Raw genomic sequence first — 17,867 nt, 5'->3', positions numbered from 1 at the left:
CATTCACGTCGTTCAACCCGAAGGATCGATACCATCTGTGCACGTAACAGAACTCTCGGTGGTGAACATGGACACGGAGCTACGGCACGAACGCATCGTCACCGGGCGCCTGGTCCGGCTGATGGAGGGCTACGCCCGGGAGGTACGGGTGGGCCAGCCCGTGCTGGTAGCGGTGCTGACCGCCGCGGGCGTGGTGGGGCTGCTGCTGCGGGTGGTCCGCGCGTTGCTCAGCAGCGGCGGCGGGGGCGCGAAGCGCAGCTTCAAGGAGTTGAAGAAGGGGCCCGAGTTCCTGGTGACCCCGGTGCGGGTCCGGGACGCCGGCGACCGGCTGGTCGAGGTGGAGTTGCACGGCCACCTGCCGCAGAGCGCCCTGCACCCGGGCGACCACGTCCAGCTCACACTGCGGGCGCAGCGGGACGCGGACCTGCCGCCCCGGATCGAGCGGATCGTCAACCTGACCACCGGACAGTTGCTCACCCCGCGTACCGCGACGCTCTGGTCGCACCTGGGCCCGGCGCTGCTGCTCCAGGCGATGCTGGGCGCCGTCCTGCTGCTCGGCGTCGCCGCCTGCTCCGCGCTGACGTGAAAGGAGGGGCCCCCGGTTAACGCCTCCGGTAGAGGAGGGGCCCCTTCTTAACCATCGGCACCGGCGCGCGGACTCCGCGCCGCGCCACCACGAGGGCGAGCAGCCCGTACGCCACGAAGAGCGCGCCGTGGATCGGGCCGAACACCTGTGCGGTGCGACCTCGTTGCGCGGCGGGCCGTACGTGACCGTCCTGCCGGCCCGCCGGCCACCAGGTGTTAAAAAGGGGCCCCGCCTATGCAGAAGGCGTTAATAAGGGCCCCTTCCTTACATCAGTGGGGCGGGGACGGGGTACAGGAAAGGCCCTTCGGACCTTTTCCCACCGGCCACTGCGTGCGAGGTTGGGGGAACCAACGGTGACAGGGCGGTGACCATGGGCGAGGACGTCGGCGTACGCACCTTCAGCCGGGAGGATCGGGCCCGCTACCGGGAAAAGGTCCGGCGGTGCCTGGACGTCTTCGCCGAGATGCTGCGGGAGTCCCGGTTCGACGTGGAGCGGCCGATGACCGGGCTGGAGATCGAGCTGAACCTGGTCGACGACAGTTTCGATCCGGCCATGCGCAACGCCGACGCGCTGGAGGCGATCGCCGACGAGGCGTTCCAGACCGAGCTGGGCCGGTTCAACGTGGAGATCAACGTCGCGCCGCGCCGGCTGGCCGGCACCGGCACGGCCCAGTTCGAGGAGCACGTCCGGGCCAGCCTCAACGCGGCCGAGGACAAGGCCCGCACGGTGGGCGCGCACATGGTGATGATCGGCATCCTGCCGACGTTGCGTCCGGCGCACCTGACCGCCGCCACGCTCTCCACCAACCCCCGGTACGCGCTGCTCAACGAGCAGATCCTCGCCGCCCGAGGGGAGGACCTGCCGATCGCGATAAGCGGGGTGGAGCGGCTGGCCACCACCGCCGACTCGATCACGCCGGAGGCCGCCTGCACCAGCACCCAGTTCCACCTCCAGGTCAGTCCGCCGCAGTTCGGCGACTACTGGAATGCGGCCCAGGCGGTCGCCGGCATCCAGGTGGCGCTCGGCGCGAACTCGCCGCTGTTCTTCGGCCGGGAGTTGTGGCGGGAGACCCGCGTCCCACTGTTCCAGCAGGCCACGGACACCCGGGCGGAGGAGATCAAGGCCCAGGGGGTACGCCCGCGGGTGTGGTTCGGGGAACGCTGGATCACGTCGGTGTTCGACCTGTTCGAGGAGAACGTCCGCTACTTCCCGGCGCTGCTGCCGGTGTGCGACCCGGAGGATCCGGCGGTGGCGCTCGCCAGCGGCGACGTGCCGAAGCTCGCCGAGTTGCGCCTGCACAACGGCACCATCTACCGCTGGAACCGGCCGGTCTACGACGTGCTGCGCGGCCGGCCGCACCTGCGGGTGGAGAACCGGGTGCTGCCGGCGGGTCCGACCGTGCTGGACACGGTGGCGAACGGCGCGTTCTACTTCGGCCTGGTCCGGGCGCTCGCCGAGTCGGACCGTCCGCTGTGGTCGCAGATGTCGTTCAGCGCCGCCGAGGAGAACTTCAACGTGTGCGCCCGGCACGGCATCGACGCCCAGGTGTTCTGGCCCGGGTTGGGCTACCTGCCGGTGACGGAGCTGGTGCTGCGCCGGTTGCTGCCGATGGCCCATCACGGGCTCGACCGGTGGGGCCTGGACCCGGCCGAGCGGGACCGGCTGCTCGGCATCATCGAGCAGCGCTGCCTGACCGGCCGGAACGGCGCGACCTGGCAGGTGGAGACGCTGCACCGGTTGGAGTCCGCCGATCACCTGGATCGGCCGGACGCGCTGCGCGAGGTGGTCCACCACTACGTCGACCTGATGCACAGCAACCGCCCCGTGCACGAGTGGCCGATCCCGTGAGCGGGCCGCCCCCTCCCGGGGACGGCCCGCATCCGGCGTCGTGGGCTACGCGGTCGCGCAGATCGCGTACGACGTCAGGGTCCAGTTGCCGGCGAAGGCGTCCTCCTCGTAGGCGCCCGACGTGACCGAGGTGGGCGCGGTGGCCACGCCGCCGTTGGGCCGGAAGTCGTCGACCACCGCCTCACCTGTCGCGCCGTTGACCTCGTAGCCGGCGCCGGTGAGCACCTTGCCCGCCGCGCAGGTCGCGCCCGTGCTGTGGAAGTCGTTGGAGTTGCTCGGGCCGGTGACGGTGGTCCGGACCAGCCCGGCGACCGGGTTGGCGCAGATCGCGTACGCGGTGGCGCTCCAGTTGCCGGCGAAGGCGTCCGCCTCGTACGCCCCGACGGTGACCGCGGTGGGCGCGGTGGCCACGCCGCCGTTGGGCCGGAAGTCGTCGACCACCGCCTCACCTGTGGCGCCGTTGAGTTCGTAGCCGGTGCCGGTGAGCACCTTGCCGGCCGGGCAGGTCGCGGTGACCGTCCGGAAGTCGTCGGAGGTGCTGACGCTACTGGCGGTGACCCGGACCAGCCCGGCCAGCGGGTTCGCGCAGACGGCGTACGCGGTGAGGTTCCAGTTGCCGGCGAACGGGTCGGCCTCGTACGCCCCGACGGTGACCGCGGTGGGCGCGGTGGCCACGCCGCCGTTGGGCCGGAGGTCGTCGACGATGGCCTCACCCGTGGCGCCGTTGAGTTCGTAGCCGGCGCCGAGGAGGACCTTGCCCGCCGGGCAGGTCGCGGTGACCGTCCGGAAATCGTTGGAGTTGCTCGCGCTGACCGCGGAGATCCGCACCAGGCCGGGGACGGCGGCGGAGGCCGGGGTGGCGGGGGCGACCACCGCGACCGCGGTGGCGCCGCAGAGGGCGAGGGCCGTCATGGCGTGCCGCCAGGGTCTGTTGTGCTCTGACATGGGTGTGCTCCTGTTCAGGTAGCTGTCGAAATGACCTCCATACGGTAAGTAACGGCGCGACCAGGCATTACCGGCGATCCGACCACGCTAAGTAATCGACAGCGCCCTTCCGTATCCGGAATAACCGGCATACCATCGCCTGCCCCGCGCGTACCCTTCGGGCGGGGTGAAGGTCAGCCGCCGACGGCGCCGAACGCCACCGCGCCCAGGGCTGCGAGCGGGAGCGCCACCGCCGCCGCTTGCAGCCGCACCCGGGCGGAGCGGCCGACCAGCACCACCACCAGCGCGGCGAGCCCGAGGTCGATGGCCACGTTCCACCACGCCCCGGGGTAGTAGCCGGTCCGGGCCCGGTCGGCGAAGCGCAGCGCCTCTTCGACGAACACGGCCGCCGGCAGCGCGACCGCCACCACCCGACGCCACCCGGCCGACCGCGCCCAGACGCCGGCGACGCCGAACACCACGCCCGCGACCACGCCGAACACCATCCAGACCAGCGAACTGGGCGCCCCGATCACGGACAGGTCGTCGCCCTGGAGCAGCGTCGCCGCCAGGTAGTAGCTGGGCACGGCGACGACGAGCAGGACCACGCCTGCCACGGCCGCCCGCAGCGCGCCCGCCCGGACCCACCAGCCGAGCGCGAACGCGGCAACCGCCCAGGTGGCGGTGGAGTTGCCGAGTTCGGCGAACGGGTACGGCACCCGCGTGATCCAGACGAAGTCGAGGAAGCCGAGCAGGAAACCGGCGACGGGGGCGACGAGCACTAAGAGGCGACGGGCGGGTGGCATGACCGCGAGCATACTCAGTATGTTCCCCTGGGCGACGGCGGACCCCGGCAACACGGTCAGGCCGGCGCGCAGCGCTCCCGCAGGGTGGGCACGCCGGGCCCGGCGAGGTCGTCGCAGTACGCGACCCGCCCGGCCATCGCCATGGTCAACGCCAGCGTGGTGCCGCTGACGAGCGGACCAGCCCCGGCGCGGAACGGCCCGTCGGTCGCCTCCACCCGCAGCCCCGCCACGGCGGTACGCCCGGCCACCGTGAAGTCCCGCGCCACGAAGAGGCGGGCGACCGGCGTGACGGCCGCCACCGGCGGCGTACGGTCGAGGCCGAGCGGACGCCGGATGTCCTGCGCGTGCACGACCACCTCACCGAGCCACGCCTCGGTCGGGCCGAACGTCGAGGTGCTGCTGCGCACGATCCGGCGGAACCGGGCCAGCGTCTCCCCCGGGTCGGCGCCCCGGTGCTCGGCCAGCCGGCGGTCGTTGTGCAGGTCGAAGTCGAACCGCGCGCCCAGCACGCTTGCGAGCCAGCGGACCCGGCCGAGGCTCGCCGCCGCGGTCAAGTGCGCCACCACCTCCTCCACCGTCCATCGGCCGCACAGCGAGCGCCGCGCCCACTGTGCCGCGTCGAGCCCGCCCAGGTCCTCGGCGAGGGCGGCCCGCTCGGCGTGCGCGAGCCCCCACAGTTCGTCTCGGGTCAGCGTCTCGGACATGGAACCCCCAGTTGTCGTTCCGTCCCCCTCAGACCGCCCCCGTCCGGCGAACTCATCGCGGTTCAGATGTCGGCTCTGCAACCTGCCACGAGTTCAAGGTCGACGCGAGTCGTTCAACGGGTCAGGCCGACCAGGGTCGCCAGGCGCGCCACGTCGGGCAGCGCCGGGCGGGCACGGGTGATCTCGGCGACGACGGTACGCGCCGCCGGCCTCAATCGGATCTCGGCCGGTGCGACGCCGTCCGCCTCCACCACCGCCCGGCCGGCTCGCCGAACGTCACCCACTTGGAGGTACGCCCGCGCGGCGTCCAACAGATAGGCGGCCCTGAACTCGGCCGGCAGACGCCGCCACGCGTCCCCCCGGAGCATCCGCTCGTGCCGGCACACCGCCTCCCCGGCGTCGCCCGACGTCATCGCCGCCGCCGTCCGCGCCAGTTCGACGGCCATCCGCCCGAATCCGGCCCGCTGCGGCTCGTCCCCGAACGTGCGCCGCGCGGCCACCTCGGCGGCTCGGCCCAGCAACTCGTCCGCGCGACGGGCCTCGCCACAACCGGCGGCGGCAAGCGCGGCCTGGATCAGCAACGGCCCGCACGCCGCACCCACAGGCACGGCAGATTCCGTCACGGCCAGTGCCAGCCGGTCCCGGCCCAACGCCCGCAGCGCCTCCCCCACCGACGCGACGGCCGTTGCCACCAGCACCGGGTCGTCACCCGCCCCGGCCACCGCCCGGTCGGCGGCCAGCCAGCCCAGGTCTGCCTCCCCCAGCTTGACCAGCACCGACGAAGCGGCCCGGTACGCCTGCACCAGCAGCTCCGGCCCGGCACCATGTAGACCCCGTGCGGCGTCGAGCAGCCCCGGCAGGAGTCGCACCGCCTGCGGGTAGTTGGCGTGCTGGTAGGTGAGCCAGGTGTACGTCACCTGCCGCCGCACCTGAGCAGGCGACAGGGTGTTCCGGCCGGCGTCGTAGCTGGCGAGAGCCGCCCGGATCCCGTCCACCCCGTCCAACATTCCCACCGACGGGGCGGCAGGCTCACCGAGCAGGGCGGACGGTTCGACCCGCAGCACGTCGGCGATCTGCCGAATCATCGAGTACCGGTCAAGGCGGCGCACGCCCCGTTCCACCTTGTCCACCCAGCTCTTGGACCTGCCGAGCCGGTCGGCGAGCATCTGCTGGGTCAGCCGGCGGCGCACCCGCCACCGGGCGACCCGCCGGCCGATCGGTTCACCGGCCACGCCGCCACCGCCGGTCCGGCACCGCCCGCGTGGTGTCCTCCACGGGTACGCGCTCCGCCTCGGCCTGTTCCAGCAGTCGCCGCCTCGCCGCTTCCCGCTCCGCCTCCTGAATCTGCTCACCCTGACTCGTCGGCTCACCGGACCGAATTCGCATTCCCACCTCCGTCGACAGGCGATGGAGACCTCACGAGAATCGGTCGCCGTCGCATCCGACGCCAGCGAAGTCGACAACCGATAGCTGGAACAGATGGCGGTACATGTGCCGCGTTGCGCTGCCCAACCACGAGGTTGCGCACCGTTGCGCGGGACCGACATCGGCAGCACGAGCCCATAGGGTTATCACCGGTGGTAGTCGCTCGATACCTGGAGGTATGCCCATGGCGCGGCCGGTCACCAATGCCGCACTAGACGCGCTGCTGCATGCCGCCGGCTACGGCCATGCTCATGCAGCCTTTGCGCGCCAACTCAATCACGCAGGCCAGCGGTACGGCACTTGGCGCTACGGTGCCGCGAGCGTCTACTGGTGGTTGCGTGGCCGTCGCCCCGCTGACCATGTCCAAGCAACCATGGCCAAGGCGATCGCCCGGAAGCTCGGCCGCCCCGTGGCACTCACGGAATTGGGGTTCGCCGATGGCCCCTTCGCCGCGAAGACCGCCTATCCCGAATCTGCCCGGTCTGCGATCGATGCCGCCCAACGGGTCTGGACGGTCCTTGCTCGGCGAACCGAGCGTCAACCCGACGAGACGTTCGAGGGCGGTCTCGCCCTCCAGGCCGCACTCGCCTGGCGATACGACCTGCCTGACCGGATCGTTACCGGCACTGGGCGACAGCCGGTCACGACGGCCGATATCCAGACACTTCACGTACTCGCCGCTCATTTTCTTGACCTTGATCGTCGCCATGGTGGCGACTCCGGCAACGCCCGCGCTCTCATGGCCGATCTGCTCATCCGTCAGGTCATCCCCTTGTTGCACGGCACCTACACCGACGCGATCGGACGCGACCTCATGCAGGCTGTTGCCATCCTCTCCGGGCAGCTCGCGTTCATGTGTTACGACGCCGGTGACCACGGCGTCGCCCAGCAGCACCTCACCATCGCTCTCCGGCTGGCAAGGCCATCGACGACCGGCTGTTGGGTGCCCACCTCCTCGCGAACCTCGCCACCCAGGCCGTCTATCTCGGACATGCTCAGGACGCCGCCCGACTCGCCGAAGCAGCCATCGACGGTGCCGGGCGTGCCCCTGCTTCCGTCCGCGCACGGCTCTACACCACGGCTGCTGGAGCATACGGTCGGTCCGGGGAAAGGCGAGCCTGCCAGAACGCGCTTGCCAAGGCCGAACGCGCCATCGATCGGGCGAACACCGCTGCCGAACCCCACTGGGTCGGCTACTTCAGTCATGCCCACCTCGCCGGCACTGCGCTCCGCTGCCTGAGCGATCTCAACCTGCACCAGCAGGCACTGCGGCACGCCCCGAATGCGATCGCCCTCGCCGCGCACAACACTCGCACCCGCGCGCTGCACACCGCTCTCATCGCCACCATCCATGCGCGCGCCGGAGATGTTGACGCGGCCTGCGACTGGGGTCGAGACCTGCCGCAGCAGGCACAGAACATCCGCTCCGCCCGTGTCGCACGTCGCGTCCGCGAGCTTTCATACGTCTTGGGTCAGTACCGGAAAGCCCCGGGACTCGAGGATTTCCTCCTGACCCTGACAGGCGTCCCCGGTTGACCAATGCGAGGTCACGTCTGGACGTGTCGGCTACCGTCGTCGATGTGACCTGGACGGATCCCGCCACCTGGTACGCCGCTCTGCCCGCCTTCCACGCAGCCGCAGCCGCCCTCATCACCGATCCGGCGGGCCGGGTTCTGCTCGTCAAGCCCACGTACCGCGATCACTGGGCGTTCCCCGGGGGATACGTGGAGGAGGGCGAATTCCCGCACGATGCCTGCGGGCGCGAGGTGCGGGAAGAGTTGGGCCTTGCCGTACCAGTGAGGGAGCTCCTGGTCGTGGACTGGGCACCTCCCAGCGGAAGCAGGCCACGGGCGATCATCAGTTTCACGTTCGACTGCGGCAGCCGGGCGGACACGGATGGCATTACCCTGCCCGGCCAGGAGCTTGAAGATGTCGCCTTCTTCTCCCCCGACGGGGCCGAGAACTGCCTTCCCGACAACGTCGCTCCACGCATTAGGGCGGCGTTGATCGCCCGCGCTCGGCGGACCCCGGCATACCTCCCCCACGGCAAACCACCGCAGTAGCGGGATGGCATCACCGGGCCGGGCGAGCGGCGGTCAGAGTGAGACGATCGCCGCGCTCTCGGCCGGCAGTTGGAGGCCGTCGCGCATCACCGTGACCCCCTCGGAGGTGGCGAGCAGCACCCGGCGCACCACCCCGGGCAGGTTGACCCGTTGCGGCCGGTCGGCCAGGTTGGCCACCACCAGCGTGTCGCCGCGCCGCAGCACCAGGAACTGGTCGCCGTGACGCACCTCCACCCGGTGCAGCCGGGGGTCGGACAGGTCGGGCCGCGACTTGCGCAGCGCGATCAGCCGCCGGTGGAACTCGTACATCTCGCGGTGTTCGGGTTTGTCCAGCTCGGCCCAGTCCAGCCGGGACCGCGCGAACGTCTGCGGGTCCTGCGGGTCGGGTACGTCGTCGGTGGCCCACCCGTGCGCGGCGAACTCGCGCCGGCGGCCGGTGGCGACCGCGACCGCCAGCTCCGGCTCGGGGTGGCTGGTGAAGAACTGCCACGGCGTGGTCGCGGCCCACTCCTCCCCCATGAACAGCATCGGGGTGAACGGCGCGGTCATCAGCAGCGTGGCGCCGACCCGCAGCATCCCGGCCGAGAGGGTGGCGGAGATCCGGTCGCCGGTGGCCCGGTTGCCGATCTGGTCGTGGTTCTGGAGGTAGGCGACGAACCGGTGACCGGGTGTGCGCTGCCGGTCGACCGGGCGGCCGTGGCTGCGGTGGCGGAAGCTCGACCACGTGCCGGCGTGGAAGAACGCGCCGGTCAGCACGTCGGTGAGGCACTCCAGCGAGCCGAAGTCGGCGTAGTAGCCCTGCCGCTCTCCGGTGAGCAGCGTGTGCAGCGCGTGGTGGGCGTCGTCGTTCCACTGGGCGTGCAGGCCGTACCCGCCGGCCTCGCGCGGGGTGATCAGGGTCGGGTCGTTCAGGTCGGACTCGGCGATCAGCGACAACGGCCGGCCCAGGGCCGTGGACAGCGCCTCGACCTCGGCGGCCACCTCCGCCAGCCAGTGGGTGGCGCGGCCGTCGGGCATCGCGTGCACGGCGTCCAGCCGCAGCCCGTCGACGTGGTAGTCGCGCAGCCACATCCGCACGCTGTCGACGATGTAGCGGCGTACCCCGTCGGAGTGCGGGCCGTCCAGGTTGACCGTGCGGCCCCAGGTGTTGCTCTGCTCGGTGAGGTAGGGCGCGAACCGCGGCGCGTAGGCCCCGGAGGGCCCGAAATGGTTGTAGACGACGTCGAGGATCACCCCCAGGCCCTTGGCGTGGGCGGCGTCGACGAACCGTTTCAGCCCGTCCGGCCCGCCGTAGGGCTCGTGCGGCGCATACCAGCAGACCCCGTCGTAGCCCCAGTTGTGCTCGCCGTTGAACGCGTTGACCGGCAGCAGCTCGATCAGGTCGACACCGAGGTCGACCAGGTGGTCGAGCCGGGCGATCGCGCCGTCGAACGTGCCCTCCGGGGAGAACGTGCCGACGTGCAGCTCGTAGAGGACGCTGCCGGGCAGTTGCCGGCCGGTCCAGGCGCGGTCGGTCCAGGCGAACGCCGACTGGTCGTACACCCGGCTGGGGCCGTGCACGCCGGCCGGCTGCCAGGCCGAGCGGGGATCGGGCAGCGCCTGCTCGTCGTCGTCGAGCAGGAAGGCGTAGTCGGTGCCCGGCCCGGCGTCGGACGCCTCGACCCGCCACCAGCCTTCGCGCCCGGGACGCATGTCGTGGTCGGCGACGCCGGGCAGGCGCAGCCGCACCCGGGCGGCTTCGGGCGCCCACACCGTGAACTCGGTCATGCGGCGACCTCCGCTGGGTCGGTGGGTGCGAGGAGGGCGACGGGATAGGTGCTCAGCAGATCATCCAGGAGCAGCTCACCACCACTGTAGACCCGACCGGTGAACACGTCCGTCACACCGTGAACGGGAAGTGACAGGGCCGTGTCCCGCCAGCCGCCGGCGCGGGCCAGCCGCAGCGGCAGCCGGGTCGCCACCGCGACCGCGCCGCCCCGGTCGAACGCCACCGCGTGCGGGCCGGCCGGGCCGTGCGCCGGCACCGGCCGGTAGCCGGTGAACAGTTCCGGGTGGTCGCGCCGCAACCGCAGCGTGCGGGAGACCACGAGCAGCTTGGCCGCGCCGTCGGCGGCCACCGCCGGCTGCCAGCCGGCGTCGAGCCGGGCCAGCACGTCCCGGCGTACGGCGAAGTCGACCGGACGGCGGTTGTCCGGGTCGACGAGCGCGTTCTCCCACAGCTCGGTGCCCTGGTAGGTGTCCGGCACACCGGGCATGGCGAGCTGGACCAGCTTCTGTCCGAGCGCGTTGCACCAGCCGGCGGGGGTGATCTCGGCGGCGAACGCGGTGATCTGGGCGTGCAGCTCCGGGTCGTCGTACATCCGGTCGACCAGGGCGTGCATCTCGTGCTCGAAGGCCGGGTCCGGGTCGGCCCAGCTCGTGCTGACCGACGCCTCCCGGGCGGCCTTCTCGGCGTACCCGTGCAGCCGGTCCCGCTCGATCGGCCAGGCCCCGACGGCGGTCTGCCAGAGCAGGTGGGCCAGTGCCGGGTCGGCCAGCGGCGCCCGGGACATCCAGTCGGCGACCCGCTCGGCCCAGCGGCCGGGCGTCTCGCTCAACACGGCCAGCCGGGCGCGGACGTCCTCGCCGCGTTTGGTGTCGTGGGTGGAGAGCGTGGTCATGCTCGCCGGCCAGCGCACCTGGCGAGCGGTGGCGAACCGGTGCAGCTCGGCCGGCGGCACGCCGAAGTGGGCCGGGCTGCCGCCGACCTCGTTGAGCGCCACGAACCGGCTCCACCGGTAGTAGGCGGTGTCCTCCACACCCTTGGCCATCACCGCGCCGGTCAACTGCGGGAACCGGGCGGCCAGCTCGTGACCGGGCTCGCGGAGCCGGGCGGTGACCTGGTCCAGCACGCCCGCCAGGTCGGGGCGGCGGCGGCCGGCTTCGCTGCGGGCGGCGGCGAGGTGCCGGGCGCCCTCGGGCGGATAGCCGCGGTAGACCGGGTAGCAGGCCGCCAGCTCGGCCAGGGCGGCGCGGACCTGCTCGCCGGGCAGCTCGGGCACGAGCGCGGCGAGGCGGGTCAGCTCGGCGGCGAGCAGCCGGGTGGCGGCTTCCAGCTTGGTGGCGTGGGTCAGGTCCTCCCAGGAGGTGTGTCGGCCGGTGAGCCGACCGTCGAGCGTGGTGAAGTCCGGTTCGGCGGCCGGGTCGACGAAGAGCCCGCTGACGGCGGCCAGGGCGTCGTAGCCGGTGGTGCCGTCGACCGGCCAGTCCGGCAGTTCCTCGCCGTACTCCAGGATCTTCTCCACCACCAGCCAGCGGTCCGGCGCGGCGGCGCGCAACCAGGCCAGGTAGCCGGCCGGGTCGCGCAGCCCGTCCGGGTGGTCGACCCGGATGCCGTCGACGTCCCCGGCGTCGACCCAGCGCAGGATCTCCGCGTGGGTGGCGTCGAAGACGCCCCGGTCCTCCACCCGCAGCCCGGCCAGGTCGGAGACGGCGAAGAACCGGCGGTACGTCAGCTCGGTGTCGCCGCGCCGCCAGTTCACCAGCTCGTAGCGCTGCCGGTCGTGCACCTGCCGGGGTGTGCCGTCGCCGGTGCCGTCGGCGACCGGGAACCGGTGCTCGTGATAGCGCAGCTCCCCGTCGACGAGCTTGAGGTCGTCGAGCGCGTCGGGGGCGTCGGCGAGCACCGGCAGCAGCAGCCGGCCCCGGTCCCAGTCGATGTCGAACCAGTGCGCGTACGCCGAGTCGCGCCCCCGCCGCAGCACGTCCCACCAGGCCGGGTTGGCCGCCGGCCGGGCCACCCCGGCGTGGTTGGGCACGATGTCCACGACCAGCCCCAGCCCGGCCGCGCGCAGGGCCCGGACCAGGTGCTGCCGGCCGGCCTCGCCGCCCAGCTCCGGGTTGACCGCGCGGTGGTCGACCACGTCGTAGCCGTGCGGCGAGCCGGGGGTGGCGGTGAGCAGGGGCGCGGTGTAGAGGTGGGTCACGCCGAGCGCGGCCAGGTAGTCGGCCAGGTCGGCGGTGGCGGCCAGGTCGAAGCCGGGGCGCACCTGCACCCGGTAGGTCGAGCGGGGGGTGTCGGGCATGGTCAGGGCGTCCTCTCCAGGACCAGCAGCGAACGGTCCGGTACGCAGACCGTGCCGCCCGCCTCCACCACTGTCGTCTTCTCCGGATCCGGTTCCGCGGTGCTGATCACCAGCTCCCACCCGGGGCCGAACTCCTCGCCGGGCAGCGTGAAGTCCAGCGGCGCGTCGTGCGCGTTGAACAGCAGCAGGAAGGAGCTGTCCCGGTGGCGCTGGCCGTACTGGCCGCGTTCCGGGATGCCGTCGCCGTTGACGAACAGGGCCACCGAACGACCGAAGTCGTTGCCCCAGTCCTCGCCGGTCATCTCCCGGCCGTCCGGCGTGTACCAGGCCAGGTCGGGCAGGCCGGAGCCGGCGGCCCGGCCGCCGACCGGCAGGCCGGTGAAGAACCGGCGGCGGCGGAACACCTGGTGCCGGTTGCGGAAGTCGGTGAGCCGCCGCACGAACGCGAGCAGCTCGTCGTCGGCCCGGTCCCAGTCCACCCACGCCAGCTCGCTGTCCTGGCAGTAGGCGTTGTTGTTGCCGCGCTGGGTGCGGCCCAGCTCGTCGCCGTGTCCAAGCATCGGCACGCCCTGCGACAGGATCAGCGTGGCCAGGAAGTTGCGCCGCTGCCGGGCCCGCAACGCCCGTACGCCCGGGTCGTCGGTGTCGCCCTCGACGCCGCAGTTCCAGGACCGGTTGTGGCTCTCCCCGTCCCGGTTGTCCTCGCCGTTGGCGTCGTTGTGCTTGTCGTTGTAGGAGACCAGGTCGGTGAGCGTGAACCCGTCGTGGCAGGTGACGAAGTTGATGCTGTGGAACGGGCGGCGGCCGTCGTCCTGGTAGAGGTCGGCGGAGCCGGAGATGCGGGACGCGAACTCGGCGAGCGTGGCCGGCTCCCCGCGCCAGAAGTCGCGTACGGTGTCGCGGTATTTTCCGTTCCACTCGGTCCACTGCGGCGGGAAGTTGCCCACCTGGTAGCCGCCGGGGCCGATGTCCCACGGCTCGGCGATCAGCTTCACCCGGCCGACCACCGGATCCTGCTGCACCACCTCGAAGAACGTGGAGAGGCGGTCCACCTCGTAGAACTCGCGGGCGAGCGTGGCGGCCAGGTCGAACCGGAAGCCGTCGACGTGCATCTCGGTGACCCAGTACCGCAGCGAGTCCATGATCAGTTGGAGCGAGTGCGGGCTGCGCACGTTGAGGCTGTTGCCGGTGCCGGTGTAGTCGACGAAGTAACGCCGGTCCTCCTCCGACAACCGGTAGTAGCTCGGCGTGTCGATGCCCTTGAAGCTCAGCGACGGCCCGAGGTGGTTGCCCTCGGCGGTGTGGTTGTAGACCACGTCGAGGATGACCTCGATGCCGGCCGCGTGCAGCGCCTTGACCATGCCGCGGAACTCCTGCACCTGCTGGCCGAGCCGGCCCAACGCCGAGTAGCCGTGGTGCGGGGCGAAGAAGCCGATCGTGTTGTAGCCCCAGTAGTTGCGCAGCCCCAGGTCGACCAGGCGGTGGTCGTGTACGAACTCGTGCACCGGCATCAGCTCGACCGCCGTCACCCCGAGCCGCTGGAAGTGCTCGATCATCACCGGCGAGGCGATCGCCGCGTACGTGCCGCGCAGCTCCTCCGGGATGTCCGGATGCCGCATGGTCAGCCCGCGCACGTGCGCCTCGTAGATCACCGAGTGGTGGTAGGGCGTGCGCGGCGGCTTGTCGTTGCCCCAGTCGAAGTACGGGTTCACCACCACCGACTTCGGCATGTGCGGCGCCGAGTCGGCGGTGTTCATCCGGTCCGGGTCGCCGCCCACCTCGTAGTCGTAGACCGCCGGGTCCCAGGAGACCTCGCCGTCGACCGCCTTCGCGTACGGGTCGAGCAGCAGCTTGTGCGGGTTGCACCGCAGCCCGTTGGCGGGGTCCCACGGCCCGTGCACCCGGTAGCCGTAGCGCTGGCCGGGCTCGACGCCCGGAATGTAGGCGTGCCAGACGTACGCGTCGACCTCACGCAACTCGACCCGCCGCTCGGTGCCGATGTCCCACTCGTCGAACAGGCACAGCTCGACCCGCTCCGCCACCTCGGAGAAGATCGCGAAGTTGGTGCCCATCCCGTCGTAGGTGGCGCCGAGGGGGTAGCTGTCGCCCGGCCAGACCTGCATGTCGCTCCTTCGGGCCATGATCGTGGGCGGACCGGACGGGCGGCCGGCACGCACGCCGATGATGCCCCGCCGCACCCGCCACCAATCCACCCGTTCGGACGGTAAACCGAAACACCCCGGGTGTCGTCCGTCACGATCGTCCCTTTCGAGATGCGCCCGCGCCGCCGATGCACTTTCCTGGATCGCGGACCCGCGCCCGCGCGGGTCCGCGCCCGGCCGTTCGGCCACCCTCACCGCTGTCCCCCGCCGTCACCGACGCCGGCGTGTCCTCCCATGCATGGACGGAGATCGACGTGACCTCTCTGCGGGTCGGCGCGCAGGCCGCCGCCGCGACGGACCGGCGCCACCGGCCCACCCTCACCTCCCGCCCGACCGCGCCGCCGCAGCCCGGCGTCGCGCCCCGGACCCGGCGCATCCTGATGCTGTCGTGGGAGTACCCGCCGGTGCTCGTCGGTGGCCTCGGCCGCCACGTGCACGCGCTCTCCGTCGCCCTGGCCGCCGCCGGGCACGAGGTCACCGTCGTCACCCGGCACGCCGAGGGCGCGCCGCTTGAGGAGTACGCCGACGGCGTGCGGATCGTCCGCGCCGCCGAGGACCCGGTGCGTTTCCCCCTCGCCACCGACTCCCTGCTGGCCTGGACCATGGCGTTCAACCACACCCTCACCCGGGCCGCCCTGCGCGCCGCCCAGTCCGGCGCGTACGACGTGATCCACGCCCACGACTGGCTCGTCGCGCACACCGCGGTGACCCTGCGCGAGCACCTGGACGTGCCGCTGGTGACCACCATCCACGCCACCGAGGCGGGCCGGCACCAGGGCTGGCTGCCCGGGGAGATGAACCGCACCATCCACGGCGTCGAGCAGTGGCTGACCGGCGAGTCCGGCCGGCTGATCGTCTGCTCCGGATACATGCGCGACGAGGTCGGCGCGCTGTTCGGCGTGGACCCGTCCCGCGTCGACGTGGTCGCCAACGGCGTCGAGGCGCACCGCTGGCGGGCGCCCGCGTCGGCCGTCGCCGCCGCCCGGGCCCGCTTCGCCGCCGACGGCCCGCTCGTCACCTTCGCCGGCCGGCTCGTCTACGAGAAGGGCGTGCAGCACCTGCTGGCCGCGCTGCCCCGGCTCCGGGACCGGCACCCCGGGCTGCGCGCGGTGATCGTCGGCGACGGCCCGTACCGGGCCGAGCTGGAGGCCGAGGTGCGCCGGCTCGGGCTGGGCGACACGGTCCGCATGCCCGGGTTCCTCGGCGGCACCGACCTGCCCGCGGTGATGGCCGCCTCGGACTGCTTCGTGGTGCCCAGTATCTACGAGCCGTTCGGGATGGTCGCGCTGGAGGGCGCCGCCGCCGGCGCGCCGCTCGCGGTGTCACGCACCGGCGGGCTGGCCGAGATCGTCGAGCCCGACGGCACCGGGATGACGTTCACCCCGCAGGACCCGGACGCGCTCGCCGAGGCGGTGCACGCGCTGCTCGCCGACACCGACCGGGCCCGCGCGCTGGCCCGCCGCGCCCGCACCCTGGTGCACGAGAAGTACGGCTGGTCGGCGATCGCGTCCCGCACGGCCGCCGCGTACGCCGCCGCCATCGCCGCCGACCCGGCGTTCACCGCCGCCCGCGCCGAACAGCGCATGGCAGCCGCCGGCCACACCCTGCCGGCCATCTCGCCCGGCAACCTCCTCACCGCCGCCGGTTTGCGGTAAGGCGGGGGCCCCGCTTAACGCTTTCGGTAGAGGCGGGGGCCCCGCTTAACACCCAACGCCCCGGAGCACGGGAAAGGCCGCCGACCCCTGCACAGGGTCGGCGGCCTCACTCGTCGGCGGTGGTTAAGAAGGGCCCCCGCCTATACCGAAAGCGTTAAGCGGGGCCCCCGCCTTACACCTCAGCGGTTGGTGGCGGGGAGGTACTGCCGCTCGGGGGCGCCGGTGTAGAGCTGCCGCGGACGGCCGATCTTGGTCTCCGGGTCGTTGATCATCTCGCGCCACTGCGCGATCCATCCGGGCAGCCGGCCCAGGGCGAACAGCACCGTGAACATCTTCGTCGGGAAGCCCATGGCCTTGTAGATCAGGCCGGTGTAGAAGTCCACGTTCGGGTAGAGCCGCCGGGAGACGAAGAAGTCGTCGTCGAGCGCGATCTCCTCCAACTGCATCGCGAGGTCCAGCAGCGGGTCCGGCTTGGCCATCCGGCCGAGCACGTCCTGGGCGGCCTTCTTCACGATCGCCGCGCGCGGGTCGTAGTTCTTGTAGACCCGGTGCCCGAAGCCCATCAGCTTCACGCCGTCCTGCTTGTCCTTCACCTTCTGCACGAAGGAACGGACGTCGCCGCCGTCGGCCTGGATCTTCTGGAGCATCTCCAGCACGGCCTGGTTGGCGCCGCCGTGCAGCGGGCCGAACAGCGCGTTCACGCCGGCCGACACCGAGGCGAACAGGTTGGCGTTGCTGGAACCGACCAGCCGGACGGTCGAGGTGGAGCAGTTCTGCTCGTGGTCGGCGTGCAGGATGAACAGCATGTCCAGCGCCCGGGCGACCACCGGGTCGACCTCGTACTCCTCGGCCGGCACGCCGAACGTCATCCGCAGGAAGTTCTCGACGTAGCCGAGCGAGTTGTCCGGGTAGAGCAGCGGCTGGCCGATCGACTTCTTGTAGGCGTACGAGGCGATGGTGGGCACCTTCGCCATCAGCCGCACGGTGGACATCTCCACGTGCTCGGAGTCGAACGGGTCCAGGCTGTCCTGGTAGAAGGTCGAGATGGCGCTGACGGCCGAGGACAGCACGGCCATCGGGTGCGCCTCGCGGGGGAATCCGTCGAAGAAGCGGCGCATCTCCTCGTGCAGCAGCGAGTGCCGCCGGATCCGCTCGCTGAACTCGGTGAGCTGCGTCTGGGTCGGCAGTTCACCGTAGATCAGCAGGTAGGAGACCTCCAGGAAGGAGGACTTCTCGGCCAGTTGGTCGATCGGGTAGCCGCGGTACCGGAGGATCCCGGCGTCACCGTCGATGTAGGTGATCGCGGACGAGCAGGACGCGGTGTTGACGAACCCGGGATCGTACGTGGTCATCCCGGTTTCCTTGAGCAGCTTGCTGACCCCGATGCCGGCGGGGCCTTCGACCGCGGACTGCACCGGCATCGACAGCTGCCCACCGGGGTGGTCGAGCTTGACTTCCGTCATCTGTTCCTCGCTTCGCCGGCAAGATCTTCGTTGAATTGCCTTCGCTTCTACCGTAATCACGGTGCGGGGGACAACGCCCGGCGTGGTTTCGCGGTGAGGTATGCGTCACCTCATTCCCGACTTGCCGGGCCGGAAACCGACAGGGGCCGGGCCGGAAACCGGCGGG

Annotated in this window: 15 protein-coding genes; 5 read left to right on the top strand and 10 right to left on the bottom strand. The window is 71.7% G+C overall.

Annotated elements, in window-relative coordinates; all coding sequences use genetic code 11:
• Positions 1-67: 67 nt before the first annotated feature.
• Positions 68-586 carry a hypothetical protein gene (locus tag O7619_RS17260; protein WP_282281979.1) on the top strand — a complete coding sequence of 173 codons (519 nt, stop codon included), beginning with the start codon at positions 68-70 and terminating at the stop codon, positions 584-586.
• A 370-nt stretch (positions 587-956) separates the two neighbouring features.
• The gene (locus tag O7619_RS17255) at positions 957-2,435 is read left to right on the top strand and encodes a glutamate--cysteine ligase (protein WP_282281978.1); all 1,479 of its coding nucleotides are present in this window, start codon (positions 957-959) and stop codon (positions 2,433-2,435) included.
• Between the two features lie 45 nt (positions 2,436-2,480).
• Here O7619_RS17255 and O7619_RS17250 read toward each other — a convergent pair whose 3' ends face one another.
• The 6 genes from O7619_RS17250 to O7619_RS17225 form a co-directional block, all read right to left on the bottom strand.
• Positions 2,481-3,380 carry a hypothetical protein gene (locus O7619_RS17250; protein ID WP_282281977.1) on the bottom strand — a complete coding sequence of 300 codons (900 nt, stop codon included), beginning with the start codon at positions 3,378-3,380 and terminating at the stop codon, positions 2,481-2,483.
• Between the two features lie 173 nt (positions 3,381-3,553).
• On the bottom strand, positions 3,554-4,165 hold the full coding sequence (locus O7619_RS17245) for a DUF6518 family protein (protein ID WP_282281976.1): 612 nt from the start codon (positions 4,163-4,165) through the stop codon (positions 3,554-3,556).
• Positions 4,166-4,221: 56 nt separating this feature from the next.
• Entirely contained in the window at positions 4,222-4,869 is a 648-nt protein-coding gene (locus tag O7619_RS17240) for a maleylpyruvate isomerase family mycothiol-dependent enzyme (RefSeq protein ID WP_282281975.1), read from the bottom strand.
• Positions 4,870-4,982: 113 nt separating this feature from the next.
• The gene (locus O7619_RS17235; protein ID WP_282281974.1) at positions 4,983-6,101 is read right to left on the bottom strand and encodes a helix-turn-helix transcriptional regulator; all 1,119 of its coding nucleotides are present in this window, start codon (positions 6,099-6,101) and stop codon (positions 4,983-4,985) included.
• Positions 6,091-6,255, bottom strand: coding sequence for a hypothetical protein (locus O7619_RS17230; RefSeq protein WP_282281973.1), 165 nt, complete (start codon positions 6,253-6,255; stop codon positions 6,091-6,093). Before O7619_RS17230 ends, O7619_RS17235 begins: the two co-directional genes overlap by 11 nt.
• Before the next feature lie 250 nt (positions 6,256-6,505).
• Positions 6,506-7,189, bottom strand: coding sequence for a hypothetical protein (locus O7619_RS17225; RefSeq protein WP_282281972.1), 684 nt, complete (start codon positions 7,187-7,189; stop codon positions 6,506-6,508).
• A gap of 44 nt (positions 7,190-7,233) precedes the next feature.
• Here O7619_RS17225 and O7619_RS17220 point away from each other — a divergent pair, with 44 nt between their 5' ends.
• Together O7619_RS17220 and O7619_RS17215 are read left to right on the top strand one after the other, a co-directional pair.
• Complete coding sequence (locus O7619_RS17220) at positions 7,234-7,830, top strand: hypothetical protein (RefSeq protein WP_282281971.1); 597 nt, start codon at positions 7,234-7,236, stop codon at positions 7,828-7,830.
• 23 nt (positions 7,831-7,853) lie between these two features.
• Positions 7,854-8,357 (top strand): NUDIX hydrolase, encoded by a 504-nt coding sequence (locus O7619_RS17215; protein ID WP_282281969.1) that lies wholly within the window; start codon positions 7,854-7,856, stop codon positions 8,355-8,357.
• Positions 8,358-8,390: 33 nt separating this feature from the next.
• Here O7619_RS17215 and treZ read toward each other — a convergent pair whose 3' ends face one another.
• Genes treZ through glgX form a run of 3 tightly spaced genes read right to left on the bottom strand, consistent with a single transcriptional unit; the run spans position 8,391 to position 14,544 of the window.
• Positions 8,391-10,124 (bottom strand): malto-oligosyltrehalose trehalohydrolase, encoded by a 1,734-nt coding sequence (gene treZ / locus O7619_RS17210; RefSeq protein ID WP_282281968.1) that lies wholly within the window; start codon positions 10,122-10,124, stop codon positions 8,391-8,393.
• Positions 10,121-12,421, bottom strand: a complete 2,301-nt coding sequence (gene treY, locus O7619_RS17205; protein WP_282281967.1) for a malto-oligosyltrehalose synthase — start codon at positions 12,419-12,421, stop codon at positions 10,121-10,123. Before treY ends, treZ begins: the two co-directional genes overlap by 4 nt.
• Before the next feature lie 2 nt (positions 12,422-12,423).
• On the bottom strand, positions 12,424-14,544 hold the full coding sequence (gene glgX / locus O7619_RS17200; RefSeq protein WP_282281966.1) for a glycogen debranching protein GlgX: 2,121 nt from the start codon (positions 14,542-14,544) through the stop codon (positions 12,424-12,426).
• 293 nt (positions 14,545-14,837) lie between these two features.
• Between glgX and O7619_RS17195 the strand changes: the two genes are divergently transcribed.
• Complete coding sequence (locus O7619_RS17195; protein ID WP_282281965.1) at positions 14,838-16,238, top strand: glycosyltransferase family 4 protein; 1,401 nt, start codon at positions 14,838-14,840, stop codon at positions 16,236-16,238.
• 179 nt (positions 16,239-16,417) lie between these two features.
• Here the strand turns inward: O7619_RS17195 and O7619_RS17190 are convergent, their stop codons facing one another.
• Positions 16,418-17,701: a citrate synthase gene (locus O7619_RS17190; protein WP_282281964.1), complete on the bottom strand. Its 1,284-nt coding sequence runs from the start codon at positions 17,699-17,701 to the stop codon at positions 16,418-16,420.
• Between the last annotated feature and the right edge of the window lie 166 nt (positions 17,702-17,867).

This window comes from Micromonospora sp. WMMD998 (assembly GCF_029581235.1).
Taxonomy (GTDB): domain Bacteria; phylum Actinomycetota; class Actinomycetes; order Mycobacteriales; family Micromonosporaceae; genus Micromonospora.
This window is presented reverse-complemented; position numbering and strand designations above follow the sequence as displayed.

Excerpts from the sequence above, each read along its gene's own strand:
- O7619_RS17240 (WP_282281975.1), bottom strand. The coding sequence starts at position 4,869 with ATGTCCGAGACGCTGACCCGAGACGAACTGTGGGGGCTCGCGCACGCC.
- treZ (WP_282281968.1), bottom strand. The coding sequence starts at position 10,124 with ATGACCGAGTTCACGGTGTGGGCGCCCGAAGCCGCCCGGGTGCGGCTG.
- O7619_RS17230 (WP_282281973.1), bottom strand. The coding sequence starts at position 6,255 with ATGCGAATTCGGTCCGGTGAGCCGACGAGTCAGGGTGAGCAGATTCAG.
- O7619_RS17255 (WP_282281978.1), top strand. The coding sequence starts at position 957 with ATGGGCGAGGACGTCGGCGTACGCACCTTCAGCCGGGAGGATCGGGCC.
- glgX (WP_282281966.1), bottom strand. The coding sequence starts at position 14,544 with ATGCAGGTCTGGCCGGGCGACAGCTACCCCCTCGGCGCCACCTACGAC.
- O7619_RS17190 (WP_282281964.1), bottom strand. The coding sequence starts at position 17,701 with ATGACGGAAGTCAAGCTCGACCACCCCGGTGGGCAGCTGTCGATGCCG.
- O7619_RS17245 (WP_282281976.1), bottom strand. The coding sequence starts at position 4,165 with ATGCCACCCGCCCGTCGCCTCTTAGTGCTCGTCGCCCCCGTCGCCGGT.
- O7619_RS17260 (WP_282281979.1), top strand. The coding sequence starts at position 68 with ATGGACACGGAGCTACGGCACGAACGCATCGTCACCGGGCGCCTGGTC.
- treY (WP_282281967.1), bottom strand. The coding sequence starts at position 12,421 with ATGCCCGACACCCCCCGCTCGACCTACCGGGTGCAGGTGCGCCCCGGC.
- O7619_RS17250 (WP_282281977.1), bottom strand. The coding sequence starts at position 3,380 with ATGTCAGAGCACAACAGACCCTGGCGGCACGCCATGACGGCCCTCGCC.